Source organism: Saccharibacillus sp. O23 (assembly GCF_002205895.1).
GTDB lineage: Bacteria > Bacillota > Bacilli > Paenibacillales > Paenibacillaceae > Saccharibacillus.
Window position 1 is genome coordinate 22,209 of sequence record NZ_NJDE01000017.1, and the last position, 20,730, is coordinate 42,938.

The window sequence follows — 20,730 nt, forward strand, 5'->3', positions numbered from 1 at the left end:
GGGATGCTTCCTCCTCTCTCGCGTTCGCGTACGAATCCGCCTTATCCGACGATTCCTGTCCGCTCGACGCTTTCGACGAAATAGCGCTGAACGAACAGATAGATCACGATCAGCGGCAAAATGGCGAGCAGGATTCCCGTGTCTTGAATCATGCTGAGATAGAACGGATCGGCTTTGGACGCGCCGTCGCCGACCTGCTGGGCCAGGTTATACGGCAGGGAAGAGAGCTGCGTCGACATGACCTGACTCGAAGTCAGGTAGGTCGTCGTGTAGAAACTGTCGTTCCACTGCCACACGAACGAGAACAGCAGCACGGTCACGAGCGACGGAACGGCGTTCGGCAGCATGATTCTGGCGAACGTGCCGAAGATGCCGGAACCGTCCACGTAAGCCGCTTCTTCGATTTCTTTGGGAATCCCCCGGAAAAATTGACGGAAGATGAAAATGTACAAGCCCGCTTTGAGCGAGTTGGCCGTCAGCGACGTCAGAATGAACGGCCAATACGTGTTCAGCAGATTGACCGGTTTGCCGGTGAGCAGCGTCATGAGTCCGAACAGATCGAAGTTCTTGAGATTGAGGTAGACCGGCACCAGAATGGTGGTCGGCGGAACCAGAATGGTCAGAATCACGCCCGCGAACAGCAGATTGCTGCCTTTGAATTTCAAGCGGGCGAAGCCGTATCCGGCCAGCGCGCACGACAGCGTCGTGAAGATCGTCGTGGAGGCCGACAGCGCGAACGTGTTCAGCAGCGTCGGCCAATAATCCATGACCCGCATCGCTTCTTTGAAGTTGTCGAGCGAGACATGCTGCGGAATCCAGACGACCACGGCGGAATACAGATCGCTTTTATGCTTGAAGGCGGTCGAGATCTTCTGGAAAATCGGGAACAAGATCACGAACGACAAACCCGCGATCAGCACGAACCGCACGATCGCCCACAGCCATCTTTTGATGCGTTCGAGCGAGAACAAACGGAGAACAAACATGCCGGACGCTCCTTTCTAATCTTGATAGAAGACTTTTTTCGCGAATATGCCGTATACCAGCGCCAGAATGACCGCGATCGCCGCGAAATACACCCAAGCCATCGCCGAACTCAGTCCGAAATCGAACTTGACGAAGCCCGTCTCGCGGATCAGCGTCGTCATCGCGTTGCCCGCGAACGAATCGACGATCGTATAGATCGCGTTGACGAAGATCAGCGGGCTGACCATCGGGAACGTGATTTTCCAGAACGCTTCGTACCCGGTAGCCCCTTCCATCCGCGACGCTTCGTAGAGCTGCGGCGAGATGGTCTGAATGCCGGCGAGGAAGATCAAGATCTGCACGCCGGATTGGCTGACGATCTGATAGATCCGGTCGACCGCGCCGCTCAAGTACGAGACCATCCATTCGCTCATGCCCGATTCCAACATCAGGTTCTCCAATTCGAACGTGCCGAGCACGCTGCCTCCTCCCGAGCCGGCGTTCTGATTGACCGCGTCGATCAAGCTCGTGCTCTCCAGCGACATGATAACGCCCGAAGCGAGAATGACCGGCAGGAAGAAGATCGAGCGCGCGATCGCCCGGCCGGGAAATTTCTGATTGAGCAGGACGGCCAGAAACAGGCTGAAGATGACGATCAACGGGACGTTGATCAGCACTTCCGTCACCGCTTCGACCAACGCGCGGTTGAAGCTGGTATCGACGGTCAGCGCCTGAATGTAATTGGCCAGTCCCGTGAACTGCACGGCGATGCCCTGCGCGTCCGCTTGAATCGTGCTCAGGCTGTAGCGCAGCGAAGCCAGCAGCGGAACGAAGAAGAACAGCAGAAATCCGATCAGCCACGGCAGAATGTACAGCATGCCCCACAGCGCTTTGCGGTCGTTGTAAGATCTGACTTTGCCCGAACGTTTGCCTAAGATCGCTTTCAGGACGGATCGCCTCCGATCGCGTAATCTTCCGGCGCCACGGTCACGCCGTCGATTTCCGCAGGTTGGTCGTTATAGTTCACCAGCACGTACCCTCCGCCTTCGTAAACGGTCCGGTATACGCCTTCCGCCACTTTCTCGTGTTCGGCGATGCGCTTGCCGGCGAAAGCCGCGTTCGCTTCGTTCACTTCGCGGTACATCTCGGCGGCCGTCTCGAGCCACGGCTCGTAATGCGCGGCGTACAGCTCTTCATGATCCGTCTCCGTGACGGCATGGTTAGGCGCGTAGAACCAAGTAAAATAAGGAGCGGCTCCGTATTCGATCAATTTGAGCACGTAGCGCTTCGGATCGCTTTCCGCGGACAGGTTGTAAGGCGCGCCCGCGTAACCGATCGAACCGTGGACCACCATCGGATAGAACGGGATTTCTTCGTCTTCCAGTTTGAACCGGCTGCTGGACATCGGGGCATCCGTCAGATCGGACACGTACGGCCATGCATAAGCGTTGCCGCCTTCGGCTGCCAATGCCAATCCGCCCTGCTTGAACAATTCCAGCGTGCGAACGGCTTCGGTCTGCGCCTCGGTGCGATCGAGCAGCTTTTCGGGGCTCATATCGCTGTTCAGCTGCTCGGCCAGATCCCGCAGCGACAAGCCCGAAGCGCCGTAACGTTCGAACGAATCGAGCAGTCCTTCCGCCGCGCCGAACATCAAACGAGGCGACAGCACGTAAGAAGGCGTGCGTTCCGAGTCGCGTTTTTGCAGCGCCGGGTCGGTCGGGTACAGAACCGCCGGTTCCTGCGTCAACGTGCGCGACGCGTCGCGGGAAGGCTTGAATCCGGATTTGTCGTGCACGTCGAGCAGCGCCGTATCCGGGAACAGCGTAACGCCGGCTTCTTGCGCGTATTCCGCGAACGCTTTCAATCCTTTGGGGCCGCCGACGGACCGATCGACCGAGATCTCGTCCGGATAACGATGATTCAGGCCGCCGTTGAACCAGCCGGAATAACGCAGCCGGATATCCTCGACCTGCTTGCTTTGAAGCTCCGACACGATCTGCCGGGCCTGATCGAAAGTCGTCAACGCTTCTTCGGCTTCGTACGGAATGCCGAGCCGGTGCTTCTGGGTCGTGATGCCGCCGATCAATTGCAGATACAGCGGAACGCTCTCGGACTGCGCGGTTTCGGGCAGACCGCCCGTCTCCCCCAGATAATCGCGGTATATCGACGCAAGGCCGGAATAAGACGCTTTGTCCGGTCCCGCGAACGCGTAGCGCACCGCGAAGTCCGAAGCCGTCGGCCGTTTCTGGAATTTGGGCAGCGTGCGTACCATATCCCGGGATTGCAGCGTGATGTCGCTTTTGTTCACGACGTAGAAGCTCGGATAGACGGAGTTGTAACCGTTCAATTTTCCGGCGACGTCCGCGTTGATCGAAGCGACGGCCGCTCCCTGCTCGATGATTCCGAGCATCGCGCTTTCTTCGCGAATCACGCCGAATACCGGCATGCGGGCTTTCTGTTCGCGCGATTCCGGCTCTTCCGACCGGATCGTCAGATCGGCGCCGTAGACGTCCTGCTGATACGCCGGATAACGGGTCTTGCCGTTGTTGAACGCGATCAGCGCGCCCGATCCGTCGGGAACCAGCATCGCGCCTTGTTCTTTCGAACCGCCCGCTCCGAAATAATCGAGCAGGGACAGCGTATGGATCGGATACTCGGCCGGGAAGCGGATATCGGCGGCGGGAACGCGCACGAGCAGCGTATCGCCTTCCAGACTGTATTCGATCGCGAGCCGGAACTGGCGGGACGCGCCCGATGCCGTTTCGAGTCCGTGTTCGGCGTTGTCGGCTTGCAGATCTTCTTCGGTATAACCGGCCGCGGCGAACGCTTCGAGCGCGCGCGTCAACTGAATCCCGCGCATCGCTTTGTCGATCCGGACGTACGCGCCCGTTTCTTTGTCTTCCGCGTACCCGATCTTGAGCGCGCGCTGACCCGCTTTGTCGAGCGGAGCCAGCACTTTCGTTTCGAATCGTTCTTTGGATATTTTCGCCGGAAGGTCGTCGATCGACGCTTCTTCGCTGCCGAATCGATAATTCACCCGAACGCCCGAAGGCTGCTGCTCGTAGCTGATCTGTTCGTGCGCGACGCTATCCGTATACGAATTGACCGAACTGCTCTGTCCGGCCGCGTTATAGAAACTCAAGCGCGTCTGAGCGGACAGCATGTCTTTGTTGACGCCCGAAGCGAGCGCGTCCGTTTCCCGGTCTTCGGGATTGCTGCGCCAGACGGCGTCGCCGTCCCGGGTCACGACGGCGACTTCCGCCGTTTTTTCGTTCAGATACAGCCGCAGCGATTCGTTCTCCGCCACGCCGATCATCCCCGGCAGCCGTTCGTCCGCGAAAGCCGACTTCAGGCGTTCTCCGGCCGGAAATTCCGGCCATTCGGAAATGTCCGCGGAACCGGCGGCGTTCGGCGACGTTTGTCCGCATCCGCTCAGCAGCAAAGCGGAGGCAAGCAGCACGGCCGTCCATTTGAACCCTTTTGCTCTCATCGTTCGTTCCCCCTCTTCAACCGCGGAGCGCAAGTTCCTGATAAATGGTGTAGACAAAAGACGTGATCTGCTGAATCAAACTGAAGAACAACAAGCACAAGAACGCCATGAACCCCATCGCCACCACGGTTAGGAACATCGTCAGGATCGTTTTGCCCGGCGTGAATTGGTGAACCGTCATATTGCCGACAAACAGCAGATATAAGCTCCAAGCCGCGGCCAGCGCGTTAAAAAAGCGATAAAACGACAATTCTTCGAGCGCGATGCCTTGGCTGAGCCAGATCCACGGAAACTGGATCAGCACGAGCGGAACGAGAGCGAAGCAGGTCGAAGCGAAAATCTCGGAAAATTTGCCTTCGCCGTCCATCAGCGTCGTCAGCGACCAGTTCGCCGTGCACCAGAACATCACCGGCACCAAGACGTAGACGATCTCCATCAGACTGTTCAGCTCGGTCGGATTGTTCATATTGACGAGAAATCCGCTGTACTGCGCTTTGAGTACGGTCGTGATCGCGAGCAGCGCCAGAATGACCAATGCCGTATTGCGCGCCTTGCGCGGACTCTGCTCGTATTTCAGTTCCCAGAACCCTTCGAACGGATGAAAAATCACATGCAGCGGATGACGCGCCGCCTGTCTACTTGATGCGAGCATACACCGCTCTCCCCTTTCTTCTCCGGACCGCGCGCGTGACGACGAATGCGATCGCGGCCAGTACCAGCCCCGACATGATCCACGAGAAATATTCGCGCATCAGTTCTTTGCGATGCAGCAGGAACGCTTTGGAATACCCTTCCCGATCCATGCTGCGTTTGAAATATTCCGCCGACTGCTTGTAATCGTCCTGCCGCAGCAGTGCTTTGCCGATGCCGGCATACGCGTAGTCCAGATTGGCGTTCAGCGACGCCGTCCGTTCGAACAGCTCGGCCGCGCGTTCTTCGTCGCCGGCGTAATAGCTGCGCGTGGCTTCGTTCAGCGTGCGCCCGTATTCCGTTTCTCCGAACACGGTAATCTCGCCGAGCGCCCGGTCGAGCACGAGCATGCGGTCGCCGACCCGTTCGATCGCGATCGGCGTATCGAATTGGCCGATCCGGTTGCCCAGCTCCCCGAAGACGTAGAGCAGATAGCCGTCTCCGTTATAGGTGAACACCCGTCCCGTCTTGGCGTCGAGCACCGAATACATATCGCTGTCGCCGACGTCGATATCGATCAGTCGGGACGGACCTTTGGCGTTGTCGTACAGCAGGTCGCCCTGCGGCCGGTAATATCCGCCGCGGCGCAGAATGTCCGCGCCCTGCGCGTTCAGCTTCTTGATCGGCTGCCCGTTGCGGCTGGCGCTCGCGGCGTAGATGAATCCTTCGCCGTCGATATCGAAGCCCGTGAATTCGGTCGGCGTGAACATGACCATCCGGCTGCGCTGTTCGCGCGTCGCCAGACGTTTCCAGAGGTATTCCGCCGGATCGACTTCGACCCGGTTGGCTCCGATAAACGACGTGAACACCCCGTCGGAACCGAATTCCATAAAGCCGTCGAATACGCCTTCCGCCATGACGTAGACGCGGCCGCTGCGGTCGGCGACGACTTTGAGCGGTTTGAACGCGAAGTCCGCCGCGAGCAGTTCCGACTTCGGCTTCTCCACGATCTTGACCAACTTCCCGTCTTCGTCGAGATGCACGACCCGCGCATGTCCGGTATCGGCCACGAAGATCTCTCCGCTCTCCGATACGTAGAAGCCCTGCGGATTGTCGAACGTTTCCTTCTGTCCTTCGCGCTCGAATCCTTCGATCGTTCGGATCGGCTTGAAATCCGCGTCGAGCACGACGATTCGGTTATTGCCCGAATCGAGCACGTAGACTTTTCCGCCCTGCGCCGCTTGCAGGTCGCTCGGTTCTTTGAAAGCCGCGCCTCCCGCTTCGCCGCCGTTCACGAGCGAAGAAGCTTCGTAAGCGGCCGGCGCGGGCACCGCTTTGCCCCAAGCCGAATAGTTGTAACCGTCTTGCCTTTCTCCGGCCCACGCAGGCTCCGCCGCCGATCCCAGCAGCATCAGCCCGCTCAGCGCCAGCAGCAGAGCCCGGCATGTTTTTCGCGTTTTCGTTGACATGATGCCGCCTCCTCTATTCTTTCATCCCGGATGTCGCCATCGTCTGCATGACGCTGCTCTGGGAGATGACGAACAAAGTGATCGGCACGATCATCAGCAGCAGCGCGACCGCCGCGCCGACTCCGGCCCGGGCGATCCCTCCCTGCGTGATCTGGCCCAGCGCGTAATGCAGCGTCTTGAGATTCTCGCTGTAGATGAAACTGCCGCCGTCCGTTCCCCATAACGCCGGAAACTGAAGGATCATCAGCGTAAGCCAAGCCGGTTTGACGTTAGGCATCACGATCGACCAGAAGATGCGGTATTCGTTCGCTCCGTCGATCTTGGCCGCTTCCAGCAGCGCGTCGGGAATCTGCTCCATGAACTGCTTCATGAGGAAGAGTCCGAGCGAAAAAGCGAGCGACGGCACGATGATCGAAGCGTGCGTGTTGATCCAGCCCAATCCCGACATGACCATATAGTTCGGGATCGCCGTAACGTGCGGCGAGAACATCAGCGACAGCACCACGATCGTGAACAGGATTTTCGAGCCGGGGAACCGGTATTTCGCCAGCGGATACGCCGCCGCCGACGCCAGCAGGATATGCCCCGCCGTGCCGAGCAGCGTGATCAGCAGCGTATTGGCGATATAACGGGACAACGGCACCCACGAATTGCCCATCAAATTGATCAGATCGGCGAAGTTCTCGGTCGTCGGATTGTTGACCCAGAACCGCGGCGGGAAAATGAACAGCTCGTCCAGCGGCTTGAACGCGTTGTTCACCGCATAGACCAGAGGCAGCACCATAAACGATCCGAACAGGGCCAGCAGCGCAAACAGCATAAAGCTGACGGTAAATGACCGATTGAGCTTTCTGGACATGCCGAAGGCCGCCCGTATCTTATGGGTCATCGTCATTCACCTATCTTTCTGAGCATTTTTTGCGTCAGCATGTTCGTGCCGAGCATGAGCCCGAACAGTACCGTGGCGATCGCGGAAGCGTAGCCCATCTCGAAGCGGATCGTGCCGTAATCCATCAAATGCGTGACGACGGTATGCGCGGCGTAATTGACGCTCGGGAATCCGGCCAACGCGATCGAGATATCGGCGACGGCGAACGCGGACGTGATCTGCATGACCGCGCCGAACATCAGCTGCGGACGCATGGAAGGCAGGGTAATGTACCAGAGTTCCTGCCAACGGTTCTTGATGCCGTCCACGGCGGAAGCTTCGACCAGCGAACGGTCGATCGTTTGCAGGCCGGCGATGAAAGCGAGGAAACTGGTTCCCAAGCTCAGCCACAACTGCACGATGATGACGATCGCCAGCACGTATTTCTCGTTCGACAGCCATTGGATCGGTTCGAGCGTCACGCCGAGGCGCATCAGGAATCCGTTCATGTAGCCGTAGCTGTCGCCCGAGAAGATGATCAGCCAGATAAAGAACACGTTGCCCGAGATCGAAGGCGCATAGAACACCAGCGTCATCACGGCCCGGACTTTGGGAGACAATTCGTTGATGATCCAAGCGAACAAGAAACAAGCGATATAACTGACCGGTCCCGTAATCACGGCGAACAGCAGCGTATTCTTGAGCGCGATCAGAAAGACGTCGTCGTTCAAAAACAGCCGGGAATAGTTCTGCCAACCTACGAAGCGAGGCATCTCCAGCATGTTGAAATGGAAAAAGCTCAGCGCCAGCGAGATGCCGACCGGGATGACCGTAAACAGGAAGAAGATCAGCATGAACGGGGCCATCAGCACATAGAGATGACGGCTCCGGTGCAGTTCCTTCGCCAGAACGGACCAGCGGCTTTCCCGCCGCTCTGCGGCGGCGGATACGGCCGAAGGTTTAGTCGTGTCTGCCTGCACGTTCCTTACTCCTTTCGTCAAGGTTCCAGCTCGAACTCTTTGCGTTTCAGTTCGATCTCCTCGTTGATGTACAGCACATAATCCGCCAACGCTTCCCGCGGGTTCTGACTGGCGTTGACCACGCGGCGGAACGCGTTATCCAGATGCCGGCCCGTGAAGTAGCCGCCCGGAACCTGCGGAATGCCTTCGACCCATTTCCACTGCTCTTCCAGATTGCGGTAATCGTTGACCGGCCACGGCAGTTCGCGCAGCGCTTCGATATTAGCGGTCGGATAACGCGCCGCCGCGCCCATCAGCCCTTCCATCTCGCGGCCGTATTCGATCTGCGTCTGCTTGTCGGTCCACCACTTCATGAACTGCCAAGACGCGTCTTTGTTCTCGGCTTTTTCCAACATCATGACCGCGCTGGTCGCGCTGGCGACTTCGCGCCGGATCGCGCCGTCTTCGCCTCGCGTGCCCGGAACCGCTTTGAACTCCCACAGGTTGCGGATTTCCGGCGCCATGACGGTCAACATGTTGTACGTCGTGTAATCCGCGATGCCGATCGGCATCTCCCCGGTCCGGAACCGGTTCGGGAAATCGGCTTTGAGCGGGAATTTGTAATTGGTGTAGAACTGCGTCCAGCGTTTGAACGCTTCCATCGACACTTCGGAATCCAGATCGCTTTTCTTGCCGCCGTCGCGGTAGAATTCGCCGTCATGCTGGTACAGCAGCATGGCGAACGTGGAATTGGGCACGAGATTCGCGTTATTGAGCGTATCTTCGATCGGCAGGTAGAATTCCATATTGTGTTTTTGCAGGACCGAGATCGCGTCATACACGTCGTCCCACGTCTCCGGCACTTTCAAGCCGAGATCGTCGAGAATGTCTTTGCGGTAGAACAGCATCGGGAAATGCTGCTGTTCCGGCAGCCCGTATACGCCGCCGTCGTAACGGTAAGGCGTCAAGCCGCTTTCGCGGAACCGTCCGGCCACTTCTTCGAAGTCGGGGAACCGGCTTAAGTCCGCCGCCGCGCCGCGCATCGCGTAGTTGACCGGGATGTCTTCGCCCATCTGCATGGCGACGTCCGGCCCTTCGCCCGCCAACGTGGCCGGCAGCAGGATGTTCGGCGGCACCAGCCGAAGCCGAACGGAAATGCCGGTATCCGGCGTGAACGAATCGTCGATCAAGCTTTTGAGCACCTGCGCCTGATCCCGGCCCGTCGTGATCCAGACGGTGATCGCTTCTTTCTGTTCTTCCACGTTGCCGATGCTGTCGTAATCTTCGGTATAAGAAGCGACATACGCGCCCCATTCGTGCTTCGCGCGCTCGAACGTCGCAGCTTCGGCTTCGGGCAGCTTCGCGTCCGGCGCGGTCAACAGCAGGTAATCGAGCGAGATCGGCTGTTCGCGTACCGACAAGATCCAAGTCCCGAGACCCCCGACGTTCACTTTGAACGTATCCAGCCGTTTCGGCACGGTCTCCGGTCTTGCGGCCATATCGCGAAGCTGAACGACCATCGCCCGCAGCACCGCGACTTTGTCGCTCTGCTCGCCGGTCGCCTGCTGCAAATAATCGGCGACCGATTCCACGGTATCCGCCTGCTGCCGGAACGTGTCGACCATCTCGGGAATGCGCTTCTCCAGTTGGTAATCGCGCATCGGATCCGGCGTATTGGAGGTAATCATCAGAATCTTGCGGTACAGCTCGTTCAGATCGAGCACGCTCGATTCCATCGTGCGCAGCAGCGGCGCGATATCGCCGAGCGTCACGGTCAAACGCAGGCGATGTTTGCCTTTGCTCAGGTGAAGCAGATAAGGCTGCTCTCCGCCCAGCGTCTGCATCTGCCAATCCGGACTGTAATAGAACCGGATGCGTTTGGCTTCTTCGAACGGATGCTTGCCGTCCAACGTCAAGCTTCGGGTCGCGTAGACGCCGCGCAGCTGGTCCTGCTTGACCTTGAGCGCCAGCTTATAGAGGCCGTCTTCCGGCACGTCCACTTCCCATTCGATCCATTCGCCGGGCAGCTTCCAGTTGAGCCCGCCGATCATGTTCACTCTCAGTTTGGATACGTCGTAAGGCTCGAGCGAAGGACTGGAGCGGTCCGAACCGGGATACAGCGTCGGCGAAGACTTCGCGGCCGCCGCTTCGCCTTGAATCTTGAGCATGTCCGCTTCGGCCGCTTTCAGACCCTGCGCTTCGTACGAAGCGGCCAGATCGGCATATGTAGGCACCTGTTCTTCTTGATACAGTTCGATATAATCGATCGCCATGCTCTCGCGCAGGGCGCCAAGCGCCAGACGCTGCTTGCCGCGTTCGAAGTAGAAACGATACGGTTCTTCGTAATAGCCCGCGCTGTCGCGCAGCGGAGCCAGCTGCCAGACCGGCTGCTCGGCCTGACGCGGCCGCAGATCGTTGCCGCGATCGTCCCGCCGCACGTTCTCGTCGCGGTTGCCCCATACCCGGTCGAACACCAGCAGGTCGGCTCCGCGGAAAGGCACCTGCTCGTTCACCGTCAGCTGCCGTTCGATCGCGGAACTTTTGCCTTCCACCGGGTAGTAATGAATGCGCAGTCCGTACAAGCCGCTCTCCGGCACTTCGACGTCCCAGCCGATCTTGCCCGTCTCCGGCGTCAGGACCGCCCGGCCGTCCAGCCCGGCATACCCTTCGACGATCTCGAATTCGCCGTTCTCCGACCGCGCGAAGTCTTCGCCTTCCACGCGAACCGTGCGTTCGGGCAACGAAGCGCCCGCGTAAGCGGCCAGGTAATGGCCGTAGCTCCCGGCATCTTCCGCGTCCGCCGCCGATTCGAAATCTTCTTGCGCCTGCGCGATGCCCCGGCTGCGCTCCTTTTCGGGATACAGGCTCCAGAGCGAAACGGCCAGCGCCAGCACAAGCAGCAGGATCAGCCCTTTTTTCTTTCGTCCCCGCATGTCGTTCTCCGTCCTCCTTCCGGCTTACGTTCCCGTCAAGACCGCGCCGGCTTCGGGGCAAACGCGAAAGTTCGCATTTTCCGTCCGCTGCCGGCGCGCGTCAAGGTCATTTTTTGTACACTTCGTCGATCGCCGATTGGAACGTCGCTTTGTATTTCTCGATGACGGTCGAGACGGATACGCCGTCGTTCAACTCGCCCACGAAGTCCCAATAAGGCAGCGACGGGAACGTGTTATGGTCAAGCACGAGCATGCCTTTGGCGACTTCTCTCGCGTTCTCGATATCCGCTTCGTCCGACAGATGCGTTTCCAGCGTCGATTGTTCCGGATAATCGTAAATGGAGTCGATCTCGTTGATCTTTTCCCAAATGTACATGAGCTGTTCGGGATTCTCGACCGCTTTCGGGATCGTCAGCGCTTGATAACGCGATTCGCCGGAATGGTAAGCGGTCGCGTCCGGACCTTTCGGGAACGGCACGAAGCCGATATCGTAATCCGGCATATCCGTCTTGATGCCTTCGATCTCGTACATCGCGCCCGAATACATCAAGGTGTTGCCTTGACGGAAGAAGGTCGAAGGTTCGGTCCAATCGCCGCCTTCGGTCGGACGGCCGACTTTGTCCGTCGCCAGCTTGGAAGCGAAGTTCAGCGCGGCTTTGGTCTTCGGATCTTCGAGATTCTGCTTGTCTTCTTGGGTCAGCGACGCTTCGTTCGAATACAGGATCGGTTCGATCAGGCTGGTCTGCGCCAGTCCCCAAGTATCCAGCTTGCCGTCGTTGTTGCGGTCTTTGTTCGCTTCTTTGGCGACTTTGACGAAAGTATCCCAGTTCCAATCGTCTTCGTCGACGTATTCTTGAAGCGGCTTCAGGCCCAATTCCTGCATCAGCGTGCGGTTATAGAAGATGCCGCTGATGAACGACGACTGGTCTTCCGTGAACCCGTAACCGCGGCCTTCGTACTGCATGTATTCGTTGGTCGTTTTCTGATTGAACACTTTGTCGTTTTTCGTGTACTCGTCGATCGGCCAGAGCAGGTCCTGCTTGGTCAGCGCCGGAATCGCGTAGTCTTTGCCCAAGCGCACGATGTCGCCTAGCGGTTCGCCGGCCATCAGGGACGCGACGACTTTTTCCTGATATTCGCCGAAATCGATCGAGATATATTCGATATCGAAGTTGTGCTTTTTCTTCAATGCTTCCAGATTTTCGATGCGCTGAATATTGTCCGGGTTGTTGTCTTCGATCTGCATGTCCCACCAAGCGACGACTTTGATCGTGCGTCCGCCCATGTCGAAATCCATCTCCGGCGTCGAATTGGCATTGGCCGGCTCGGCTGCCGGTTCCGCTTCGGCCGCTTCGCTTTCGTCTGTCGTTTTCTCGTCCGCCGGCGCGGACGCTTCGGTCTTTGCGGAAGCTTCCGGCTGCGCCGGCGCGCCTCCTCCCGAGCTGCACGCGCTGACCAGCAGCGCGAACATCAGGATCAAGCTCAACAATCCGAATGCTTTTCTGTTCTTCATGGTTCTGTTCATCGTCTTCCCCCTCGGTTATCGGTTGTCGTTTTCGATCACAGTGTAGCTCTGTAATGAAAGCGTTAACAACAGGAGAGAATGCAGGCCTTACCCCGACAAATTATAGATCGAGGTCTTCGATCCGGATTTTGAAGCTTCGATTCGCGGCAACAGGTAAACAAATGGCGCGTTCGCAAAAAATTGCATGTTGTAAACGCTTTCTTTTATTTCGATAATGGAAATACACCTTTCTTATGGAAAAGATCATACAAAGACAGACAGAGGAGGCTGCTTGATGCATACGGTGTTAGGGGTCGATTTTGGCGGTCTTGCCGCAGCCGGAATCGAAAAACTGCTGGAACAAGAAAAAACGGGGTTTGCCGTAGGCGAATACGCGAAGTCGCCGGAAGAAGCGCTGGACGCTCTCGCCAAGCGCGATTTCGCCGCCGTGCTGATCCATACCGGCGGGTTCGCTTCGTCCGGGTTATGCTTGTGCGAACAGGTCCGGGCGTTCAGTCCGATTCCGATTCTGCTGCTCGGCGGCAAAGACGATTTCCGTTCCGCGCGCAAAGCGCTCGGTTATCAGGTCAGCGATTATCTGCCCGGCCCTGTCGATTCCGCCGCGCTCGTACATAGTTTGATCCGGCTCAAATGGCGTCTGGCTTCGGAACATCCGGGAAGCCGCCCCGCTTTCGCCGCGCCTTTTCCCGCTCGCGGGAAATCGGCGGATCGTTCGGACCGGATCATCGAAGCCGTCAAAGATTACGCCTGCCGCCGTCTCGCGGACAACGTGACGCTCAAAGAGATCGCCGATCTGCTGCACTTCAACTGCGCCTATCTGGGCCAGCGCTTCAAGTCCAGAGAAAACATGTCGTTCAATCGTTATCTGCTTCGGCAGCGCATGGAACAAGCGAAACGCCTGCTCGAGACTACGGATCTGCGCATTTACGAAGTGGCCGTCCAAGTCGGATACAGCGATACGGATTGGTTCCACAAAAAATTCCGGGAATACGAAGGCGTCAGTCCCAACGAATACCGCAAGCAGGCGTTCGTTACGGCCTGAAGACGCCTTACCGTAACGAAGAACGTTCGGCGTTCCGCGCGCGCGAAAAGCCTCGCTTCCTCCCGTCAACCGGGGGAAACGAGGCTTTTTGCGATGCAGAAGGCCGAGCGATCGCGTGCCCGGATCGCGGCCGGATCGTCAAGAACGGAACCGCCAGCTTCGCAGCGCGCAGCTTGCGCTTGGATCTTCGGCGCAAAATACGAAGAACAAGTCATGCACGCCCGTCACCGCGCCGGAAGACAATTCCGCCGACCGTTCGCGGAACCCCTCGCCCGGCTCCGGCTGCAAGGCGACTTCGCAGACGGCAGGGCCGTCAGGCGCGTCCAGCCGAACTTCCAGAACACCGCTGCTTCCGGACATTTCGATCGAAGCGAAGAAACCGGCAGGACCGACCTTGCCGAAATCGACGCCCGCGATTCCCGACCATCCTCCCGGCGATATCGCGCAGACTGTTCCTTCTCCTCCGTCATATTCGGCCTCGGTACGAAGGCCTGCGCTCCATGCGCAGGTATAGCCGCCGGTCGGTCGGTAAGGATCGTGAACGCCGAGCTGAGGAACGCCTTGCATCGTCGCTTCGGTCTTCGGCAGGAGTTCTCCCTCCTGCAGTTCGAGCAGATCCAGATGCGTCGACCGATACCCGTGAGCGACGTCCATCGCCGCGGACAGCGTCTGCGCGTGATAAGCGATGTACCAACGATCCCGGAAGCGGAAGATCGCATGATGGTTATTGCCGCTCACGCCGAAATAATGGCCCGGATTATGCAAGAACGACCCTTGATACGTCCACGGCCCCATCGGCGAAGCGCTCGTCATGCAGGCGATCTCGCCGGGAGGCGGACTGCCTGCCGGACGCTCGCCTTCGTGGAAATTCGAGCAGTATGTATAATAATAGACGTCTCCGTATTTATGGATGCCCGCATCTTCGAACATGTACGGGGCCGGAACGACTTCCGCCGCTCCTTGCAGCGAAACCATATCGTCGCCGAGCCGAACGACCCGCGCCGAATTCGGCATCTCGTGCTGCCCTTCCGGAATGCCTCCGCCGAAATACAGATAGCCTTGTCCGTCGTCGTCCACGAGCACGGCCGGATCGAAGATCCACGGCACGCCTTCGACGCCGGGCGTTCCTGCCGAGATCAGCGGTCCGCCGACCGGGTCCGTCCACGGCCCGAGCGGACTGTCGCCGCGCAGCACGCCGACGCCGCTGCCGTTATTGGCGAAATAGAGAAAGAATCGATCTTGCCCGTCGATTCGTTTGCAGGCGATCGCCGGCGCCCAAGATTGCGTCGCCCACTTCGCCGTTCCTTCTTCTCCCGCGACCGCGATCTCGCCGTGATCGGTCCAGTTGGCGAGATCCGCGGAAGAAATGACCGTCAAGCGCCGGATCGAGCCGTAACTGTTCTCTTTGGCTTGACCGGCTTCGTCGAACTCGAGCGTGTCGCTGGTCATGTACAGATAAACGCGATCTTCGTAGACGAGCGCGTACGGATCGGCGCCGAATTTATGCGCCAACAGCGGATTGCGATGCGGCGGAGTTTTGCCTACGGCAGGCAGCAGGCTTTCGCCGCTTTTGCGGATCGATGTTTCCATAATCGGATTCCTCTTTTCTTCGATAGATTGATTTCTTGCTTCATACGGGCGAATCGGAGCGCGAATACGCCGAAGCTTCGGCATCTTTGAACTCCTGCGGCGTCATTCCGGTGCATTTTTTGAAAAAACGCGTAAACGAATGAGCGGCTTCGTAGCCGACCCGGGCGGCGACTTCCCGAACCATGAGCTGAGGGTCGCCGAGCAGGCGTTTGGCTTCGCGAATCCGGCAGTCGTCGATAAATTCCGACAGGTTCAGTCCCATCTCCTGTTTGAAAAACCGGGACAGATAAGACGGATTGAAATGATACCGTTCCGCCAAGCGAACCAGCGAAAGATCGTGTTCGAGATGGCCGCGCACGTAATCGCATAGAGAGCGAATCACGGCATGGGCCCGCTCTTGTTCGTCGCCGCTCTTGAAGCGCACGAGCCGATCCGCGATTTCGTACAGAAACTGCACGGCCTCTTTCATGCTGGCCTGTTCTTCCAACCGAAGCAGCCGGCTTCGGCCGGGAATCTCCGAAGCGAGTCCCCATCGGCTGATGGCGGCATACAGCATCAAAGCCAGACCGTAATACGTTTCCATGGCTTCTTCCATCGGCGTTTGCGGCAGCAGAAGTTCCTCCGTCAACTTTTCGAACGCTTCGTAGAACGCCGCCGTCCTGCCGGTTTCCAAATAACCCGACATCGCTTCGATTCGACTGCTCGGCCGGCCCGGATCTTTGGAAGCGGCTCTCGGCAGCTCCTCGCCTCGATCGATCAAGATCAAACTGACGCCGTCTCCGATTTTCATCCATTGCAGCTGTTTCAGACGTTCGTAGCGGCGTGCCGTCTCGGGCCAAAAGAACCCTTGCCCGCTCAACGTAAACGACCAAGAGACGTCGAGCGAAGCGCTGCACGCTTCCTGAACCAATTCCAGCGCGCCTTCCAAATAACGGGCAAAGGCGCCTTCCGGCTTGGCTTCCGCCTGCTTGGGTTGAATCAACCACACCACGTTGCCGCGCGTATCCGCGACGCTCGCTTGGCGTACATGTTCCTCCAACAGAGAAGCCGCGATCACGCGCGCAGAAGCCAAACGCCCGTCCGGATCTCCTTCCGGCGGATCGCCCGAATCGGCGATTCTTCCTACGACGAGATGAAGCGGCTCGTCGGCGGACAGCGGAATCTGCCGGCGATCCAGTTCGGTCTGCCGTTCTTCGGAGCCGCCGCCGAACGTCTCTCCGCTCTGAAGTCCTCTGCGCAGATAATCTTCCCGTTCCATTTTGTGAAGCTGCGCCGCAAGTTCCCGAGATCGTTCGAGCAGAGCATCCATCCGATGGCTTCGCCGAACTTCTTCGACGATCTGCTCGATCATCGCCGTCACTTTGGCATAACCTTCCGTCTTGAGCAGGTACCGGGCATCCGGCATTTGCAGCGCCCGGTAAGCGTAATCGAAATCGCTGTACCCGGTCAGAAAAACGATGCGGCAGCGCGGCCAAAAAGCACGAATGCGTTCGGCCATTTCCAGCCCGTCCATGCCGGGCATGCGGATATCCGTCATGACGATATCGATTCGCGTTCGCTCCAGCCATTCCAGCGCTTCCCGCGCCGAATACGCTTTGCAGACATCGAGCTGTTCCGGCAGCAGGCCGGCCAACGTCTCGTGCAGACTGTCCGTGATAATCTCTTCGTCATCCACGATCAACAATCGGTACATTCGCTTCTCCTCCCTGCCATCGGATTCGGATCGTCGCTTTCAGCCCTCCCAGATCGCTTCGTTCCAGCTTCAGACCGCTGCCCGAGCCGTACGTCAGCTGGAGTCTCCGATGAATATTGATCATCCCCGTCGTTTCCGCCGTTTCGCTTTGATCGGCAAGCCGCCGGCGCATCGCTTCGATCCCGGATTCGTCCAGCAGATCGCCGTTGTCTTCTACCCGCACTTCCGCGAATTCGCCGTTCATGCCGAAACTTACGCGCAGCAAGCCGGGAGCGGTCATTTTCTCCAGACTGTGTTCGTAAGCGTTCTCGATGATCGGCTGGATGATCAATCGCGGCGCGCGCAGTTCGCGCATCGCTTCGGGAAGCTCGTCGAATTCGACACGCATGCGTCTGGAGAACCGAAGCTGCTGAATATTCGTATACACGCGGGAATGAGCGACTTCGTCGGCAAGAAGCACGTGATCGTCGCCGCTGCGGGTAATGAATCGGAAATATTCGCCCAGCATATTGGTGAAGTCTTCGATCCGCTGCGTCTCTCCGGTGCGCGCCAACGAATTGAGGATAAAAAAGCTGTTGTACAAAAAATGCGGATTGATCTGCGATTGAAGCTGCTTCAGTTCGGCGCGCTGCATCATCATTCGCTGTTTGAAATCCCGGTCGATGAGCGATTGCAGCTTTTCGATCATCTGATTGAATCGGGCATACAAAAAGCCGAATTCGTCTTTGCGGGCATGGGCGATCGGGATATCGAGCACGCCTTCTTCCATCTTCTTGAAACGATTGACGAGCAGCAGCATCGGCTTATGGATCAAACGGTAACTGGAATACAGATACGCCGAGACGGCCAGCAGCGACGTGACGGCGAACAGCCAAGCCCATTGGTAGAACTTGTTGAGCGGCCTTTTCACGCTGGCTTCCGGCAAATAAGTCGCCACGGACAATCCCAACGATTCCATATTCCGTTTGCTGACCTGATAACGCGTGCCGTTCGCTTCGATCCGCGCCGCGTCTTCTCCGACGCTCGGACGAGCGCTGCGGTAAGCGTCCAGAATAAACAGATGCTCCGGCTCGTCGACGATCGCGAATCCTGTTTTTTCTTCGATCAGAAACGATCCGTTATCCGGATACAGATTCAACTGCCGCAGCGCTTCGCGAAACCGATCGGAGTCCAGTTCGACTTGAACCGCGAACAGCGGAAGCTCGCCTTTTTTGCCGGTCAGCCGAACGGCGCCGAGATTCAGCGTGCCTTCCCTTACCGACAAACGCGGCCCCATGCCTTGACGGCTCGAACTGAAATAACGGAACGCTTTTCCGTCGAATTCGTCGATCCCGTGCGTCGCGGAAAGGCTTTTGCCGACGGTAGGCAGATGCACGTATACGTTTTTGATATAAGCGCTGCTGTTCTTGAACGTGGCGAGACGTTCGGTCATGTCGTTCAACGTGTCCCGACGCTCGACCTGCCCCATCGTGTCCCACAATACGGCCAGACGGTTCAACTTGCGGTCTTCCACGATATCGAACTGCTGAAGCTCCATCCATTCCACTTCGCGGTTCAATTCTTCCAAGTACCCGCTCAGTCTTCGTTCCGTCGACGACGCGATCTCGGTGCTGGCGTTATCGTAACTCCATTGATACAAATACAATCCCAGCAGGATCAGCGGCAGGACGAATAACAGATAAATGAAGACCAGCCGGGCAAAAATGCTGCTGTGCCACGAAGCCGCGGGCAATTTGAAGCGGAGGCCTTTTCGTTCCCGCTTCCGGTATCCCCAAAAACGGCTTCGGGAGTCGGCCGTCTCGTAAGAGCCGTCAGTTCCATGGGCGACGTCGGCGTCGCCGGGCATCTCCGGCGGCTCGAGTTCGCCGCCGGAACGAAAGCCTCTTTTTTTCAAGGCGCGCCGCTTGGTTTGCTGCTGTTCCAGAGGTTCACCTCCGCCGTGATCTGGTCTCCTCCGAGTTCTTTCCAATCCTGTACGAATTGATCGAATCGTTCGATAGGTTCTCCCAGAATGATGTTCATATAAGCTTCGAGCTGCAAATCGCGCAGGATGTTATGGCGTTCGACCATCGTCTCGGTGATTCCGCCGCCGAACAGATCGGGCACGAAACGTCCGCTGCGCTCGTATTCGTCGGCGATGCTGAACGCTCCGTCCGGACCGTAAATCTTTTTCCATCCCCAGCCGCTCTCCGTTCCGATCCGGTCGTACGCTTCGATCCGCTTCTGAATGGCGGCGGCTTCGCCTTGAAGTCCGGCAGCGTTTCCGGTATCCAGAGCGCTGCGGATCTCCCGGTAAGCATCCAGATTTTTGGTTCCCGGGAACGGCGTTACCGGCGAGAGCATCCACACCGCTCGGGAATCGTCGTTATAATACGTCTCGTAATCCGCGTCTTTGCCCCAATTCTTCTCCAGATGAAGATTCATCATCTTGACCAGCGCTTCGGGATGCTCGTATCCTTTGCGAACGGCGAGCAGGCCGCCGGTTCCCGCGCGCAGCGGTACCCGAATCTCGCGGCCGGCTTCGGCCGGCAGCGGATAGGCCTGCCAATCCGCGTCGGGATCGCGTTCGCGGCTTTGCTGAACGGTAAAAGGCGTCCACTGCTCGCCGTACAGCATGCCGATCTTGCCTTGAGCGATCAAGCGGGCCATCTGGCCGCCTGATTTGTAACCGAAATCCGGATCGATCTGCCCGGCCCGGTACATGTCTTGAAGGCTCTGAAGAGCCTTGCGCGTCTCCGGCAGGATGCCTCCGTAGACCAGACCTCCTTTGCCGTCGTCTACCCACTGCGTAGGAAAAGCGCCGAATCCCGCCATAAATCCAGAAGCGCTAAGCACCGGGTTCCACAAATAACCGGTAAGTCCGAGACCGTACGTATCGTTAACGCCGTTTTGATCGGGGTCTTCTTCTGTAAGCGCTCTCGATATAGCGAGTACGTCTTCGATCGTACGGGGCGGAGACAAGCCGAGCCGCTTCAACCAATCGGTCCGGATCCATAAGTACTGCGCGCTTTCGATCGAAGAGACGGATTCGGGAATCGCCATCAGGCGTCCGTCCACTGTAGCCGCATCGAAAGGTCCGCTGCCTTCGGCCGTCAAAATTTGCCGGGTCAGCGGCGACGCGAACGCGTCGTAAGTCTGCGTCAGATCTTCGATCAACCCGGCATTCGCCAATAACCGCAATTGATACGGATCGACCTGCACCACGTCGGGAATCCGGCCCGAAGCCAGCGACACGCCCAGCTTCTGGTTGTACACGTCGCCTTTGGCCGTCCATTCGTACGTCGTACGAATCCCGAGTTCCTGCATGTAAAGCTTTGTCCACCGGTTGTCTTCCAGCGTTTCTCCGGGAAGTTCGGTTAACATCCGCTCGATATCGTCTCCCGTCTCCCGAACGAAAGACAGCTGGATCGGCGGATCGTAAGCGGATTCCGGAACCGCCGGGTTGTCCTCGGGCTCTGTCGCTCCCGGAGGCTGGATTCGGGCGGAAGGACCGCTGCACGCGAAACACAGCGCCAAGCTCGCGATCAAAACCAGCTTCACACTACTTCGAACATTCATCGTGATC

Annotated in this window: 14 protein-coding genes; 1 reads left to right on the forward strand and 13 read right to left on the reverse strand. The window is 58.2% G+C overall.

What is annotated here, in order from left to right:
• Window positions 1–41 precede the first annotated feature (41 nt).
• The 9 genes from CDO73_RS19150 to CDO73_RS19190 form a co-directional block, all read right to left on the reverse strand.
• Window positions 42–986, reverse strand: a complete 945-nt coding sequence (locus CDO73_RS19150) for a carbohydrate ABC transporter permease (RefSeq protein WP_088490136.1) — start codon at window positions 984–986, stop codon at window positions 42–44.
• A gap of 15 nt (window positions 987–1,001) precedes the next feature.
• Window positions 1,002–1,913: a carbohydrate ABC transporter permease gene (locus CDO73_RS19155; protein WP_373446991.1), complete on the reverse strand. Its 912-nt coding sequence runs from the start codon at window positions 1,911–1,913 to the stop codon at window positions 1,002–1,004.
• The gene (locus tag CDO73_RS19160; RefSeq protein ID WP_088490138.1) at window positions 1,910–4,456 is read right to left on the reverse strand and encodes a DUF5696 domain-containing protein; all 2,547 of its coding nucleotides are present in this window, start codon (window positions 4,454–4,456) and stop codon (window positions 1,910–1,912) included. The genes CDO73_RS19155 and CDO73_RS19160 overlap by 4 nt, the downstream gene beginning before the upstream one ends.
• A 16-nt stretch (window positions 4,457–4,472) precedes the next feature.
• The gene (locus CDO73_RS19165; protein ID WP_088490139.1) at window positions 4,473–5,108 is read right to left on the reverse strand and encodes a Yip1 family protein; all 636 of its coding nucleotides are present in this window, start codon (window positions 5,106–5,108) and stop codon (window positions 4,473–4,475) included.
• Window positions 5,092–6,555 (reverse strand): SMP-30/gluconolactonase/LRE family protein, encoded by a 1,464-nt coding sequence (locus tag CDO73_RS19170; protein ID WP_143536155.1) that lies wholly within the window; start codon window positions 6,553–6,555, stop codon window positions 5,092–5,094. The genes CDO73_RS19165 and CDO73_RS19170 overlap by 17 nt, the downstream gene beginning before the upstream one ends.
• Window positions 6,556–6,568: 13 nt before the next feature.
• A complete protein-coding gene (locus CDO73_RS19175) occupies window positions 6,569–7,414 on the reverse strand; it encodes a carbohydrate ABC transporter permease (RefSeq protein ID WP_256972772.1) in 846 nt (281 codons plus the stop codon).
• A 32-nt stretch (window positions 7,415–7,446) separates the two neighbouring features.
• Window positions 7,447–8,403 (reverse strand): carbohydrate ABC transporter permease, encoded by a 957-nt coding sequence (locus CDO73_RS19180; RefSeq protein ID WP_088490140.1) that lies wholly within the window; start codon window positions 8,401–8,403, stop codon window positions 7,447–7,449.
• Between the two features lie 17 nt (window positions 8,404–8,420).
• The gene (locus CDO73_RS19185; RefSeq protein WP_088490141.1) at window positions 8,421–11,315 is read right to left on the reverse strand and encodes an extracellular solute-binding protein; all 2,895 of its coding nucleotides are present in this window, start codon (window positions 11,313–11,315) and stop codon (window positions 8,421–8,423) included.
• Window positions 11,316–11,421: 106 nt separating this feature from the next.
• Window positions 11,422–12,840: an extracellular solute-binding protein gene (locus CDO73_RS19190; protein WP_373446989.1), complete on the reverse strand. Its 1,419-nt coding sequence runs from the start codon at window positions 12,838–12,840 to the stop codon at window positions 11,422–11,424.
• Between the two features lie 274 nt (window positions 12,841–13,114).
• Here CDO73_RS19190 and CDO73_RS19195 point away from each other — a divergent pair, with 274 nt between their 5' ends.
• A complete protein-coding gene (locus CDO73_RS19195) occupies window positions 13,115–13,882 on the forward strand; it encodes a response regulator transcription factor (RefSeq protein ID WP_179218758.1) in 768 nt (255 codons plus the stop codon).
• Window positions 13,883–14,020: 138 nt separating this feature from the next.
• Here CDO73_RS19195 and CDO73_RS19200 read toward each other — a convergent pair whose 3' ends face one another.
• From CDO73_RS19200 to CDO73_RS19215, 4 genes are read right to left on the reverse strand one after another with little or no spacing between them, the layout of a single operon-like run.
• Entirely contained in the window at window positions 14,021–15,472 is a 1,452-nt protein-coding gene (locus CDO73_RS19200) for a glycoside hydrolase family 43 protein (RefSeq protein WP_088490155.1), read from the reverse strand.
• 40 nt (window positions 15,473–15,512) lie between these two features.
• Entirely contained in the window at window positions 15,513–17,165 is a 1,653-nt protein-coding gene (locus CDO73_RS19205) for a response regulator (protein WP_088490143.1), read from the reverse strand.
• Window positions 17,140–19,059: a sensor histidine kinase gene (locus CDO73_RS19210; RefSeq protein WP_256972773.1), complete on the reverse strand. Its 1,920-nt coding sequence runs from the start codon at window positions 19,057–19,059 to the stop codon at window positions 17,140–17,142. The genes CDO73_RS19205 and CDO73_RS19210 overlap by 26 nt, the downstream gene beginning before the upstream one ends.
• Window positions 19,056–20,723, reverse strand: a complete 1,668-nt coding sequence (locus tag CDO73_RS19215) for an extracellular solute-binding protein (RefSeq protein WP_088490144.1) — start codon at window positions 20,721–20,723, stop codon at window positions 19,056–19,058. The genes CDO73_RS19210 and CDO73_RS19215 overlap by 4 nt, the downstream gene beginning before the upstream one ends.
• Between the last annotated feature and the right edge of the window lie 7 nt (window positions 20,724–20,730).

What these genes read in the sequence shown, in the direction of transcription:
- CDO73_RS19150 (WP_088490136.1), bottom strand. Translation starts at nt 986, where the DNA reads ATGTTTGTTCTCCGTTTGTTCTCGCTCGAACGCATCAAAAGATGGCTG.
- CDO73_RS19160 (WP_088490138.1), bottom strand. Translation starts at nt 4,456, where the DNA reads ATGAGAGCAAAAGGGTTCAAATGGACGGCCGTGCTGCTTGCCTCCGCT.
- CDO73_RS19165 (WP_088490139.1), bottom strand. Translation starts at nt 5,108, where the DNA reads ATGCTCGCATCAAGTAGACAGGCGGCGCGTCATCCGCTGCATGTGATT.
- CDO73_RS19170 (WP_143536155.1), bottom strand. Translation starts at nt 6,555, where the DNA reads ATGTCAACGAAAACGCGAAAAACATGCCGGGCTCTGCTGCTGGCGCTG.
- CDO73_RS19175 (WP_256972772.1), bottom strand. Translation starts at nt 7,414, where the DNA reads ATGTCCAGAAAGCTCAATCGGTCATTTACCGTCAGCTTTATGCTGTTT.
- CDO73_RS19185 (WP_088490141.1), bottom strand. Translation starts at nt 11,315, where the DNA reads ATGCGGGGACGAAAGAAAAAAGGGCTGATCCTGCTGCTTGTGCTGGCG.
- CDO73_RS19190 (WP_373446989.1), bottom strand. Translation starts at nt 12,840, where the DNA reads ATGAACAGAACCATGAAGAACAGAAAAGCATTCGGATTGTTGAGCTTG.
- CDO73_RS19195 (WP_179218758.1), top strand. Translation starts at nt 13,115, where the DNA reads ATGCATACGGTGTTAGGGGTCGATTTTGGCGGTCTTGCCGCAGCCGGA.
- CDO73_RS19200 (WP_088490155.1), bottom strand. Translation starts at nt 15,472, where the DNA reads ATGGAAACATCGATCCGCAAAAGCGGCGAAAGCCTGCTGCCTGCCGTA.
- CDO73_RS19205 (WP_088490143.1), bottom strand. Translation starts at nt 17,165, where the DNA reads ATGTACCGATTGTTGATCGTGGATGACGAAGAGATTATCACGGACAGT.
- CDO73_RS19215 (WP_088490144.1), bottom strand. Translation starts at nt 20,723, where the DNA reads ATGAATGTTCGAAGTAGTGTGAAGCTGGTTTTGATCGCGAGCTTGGCG.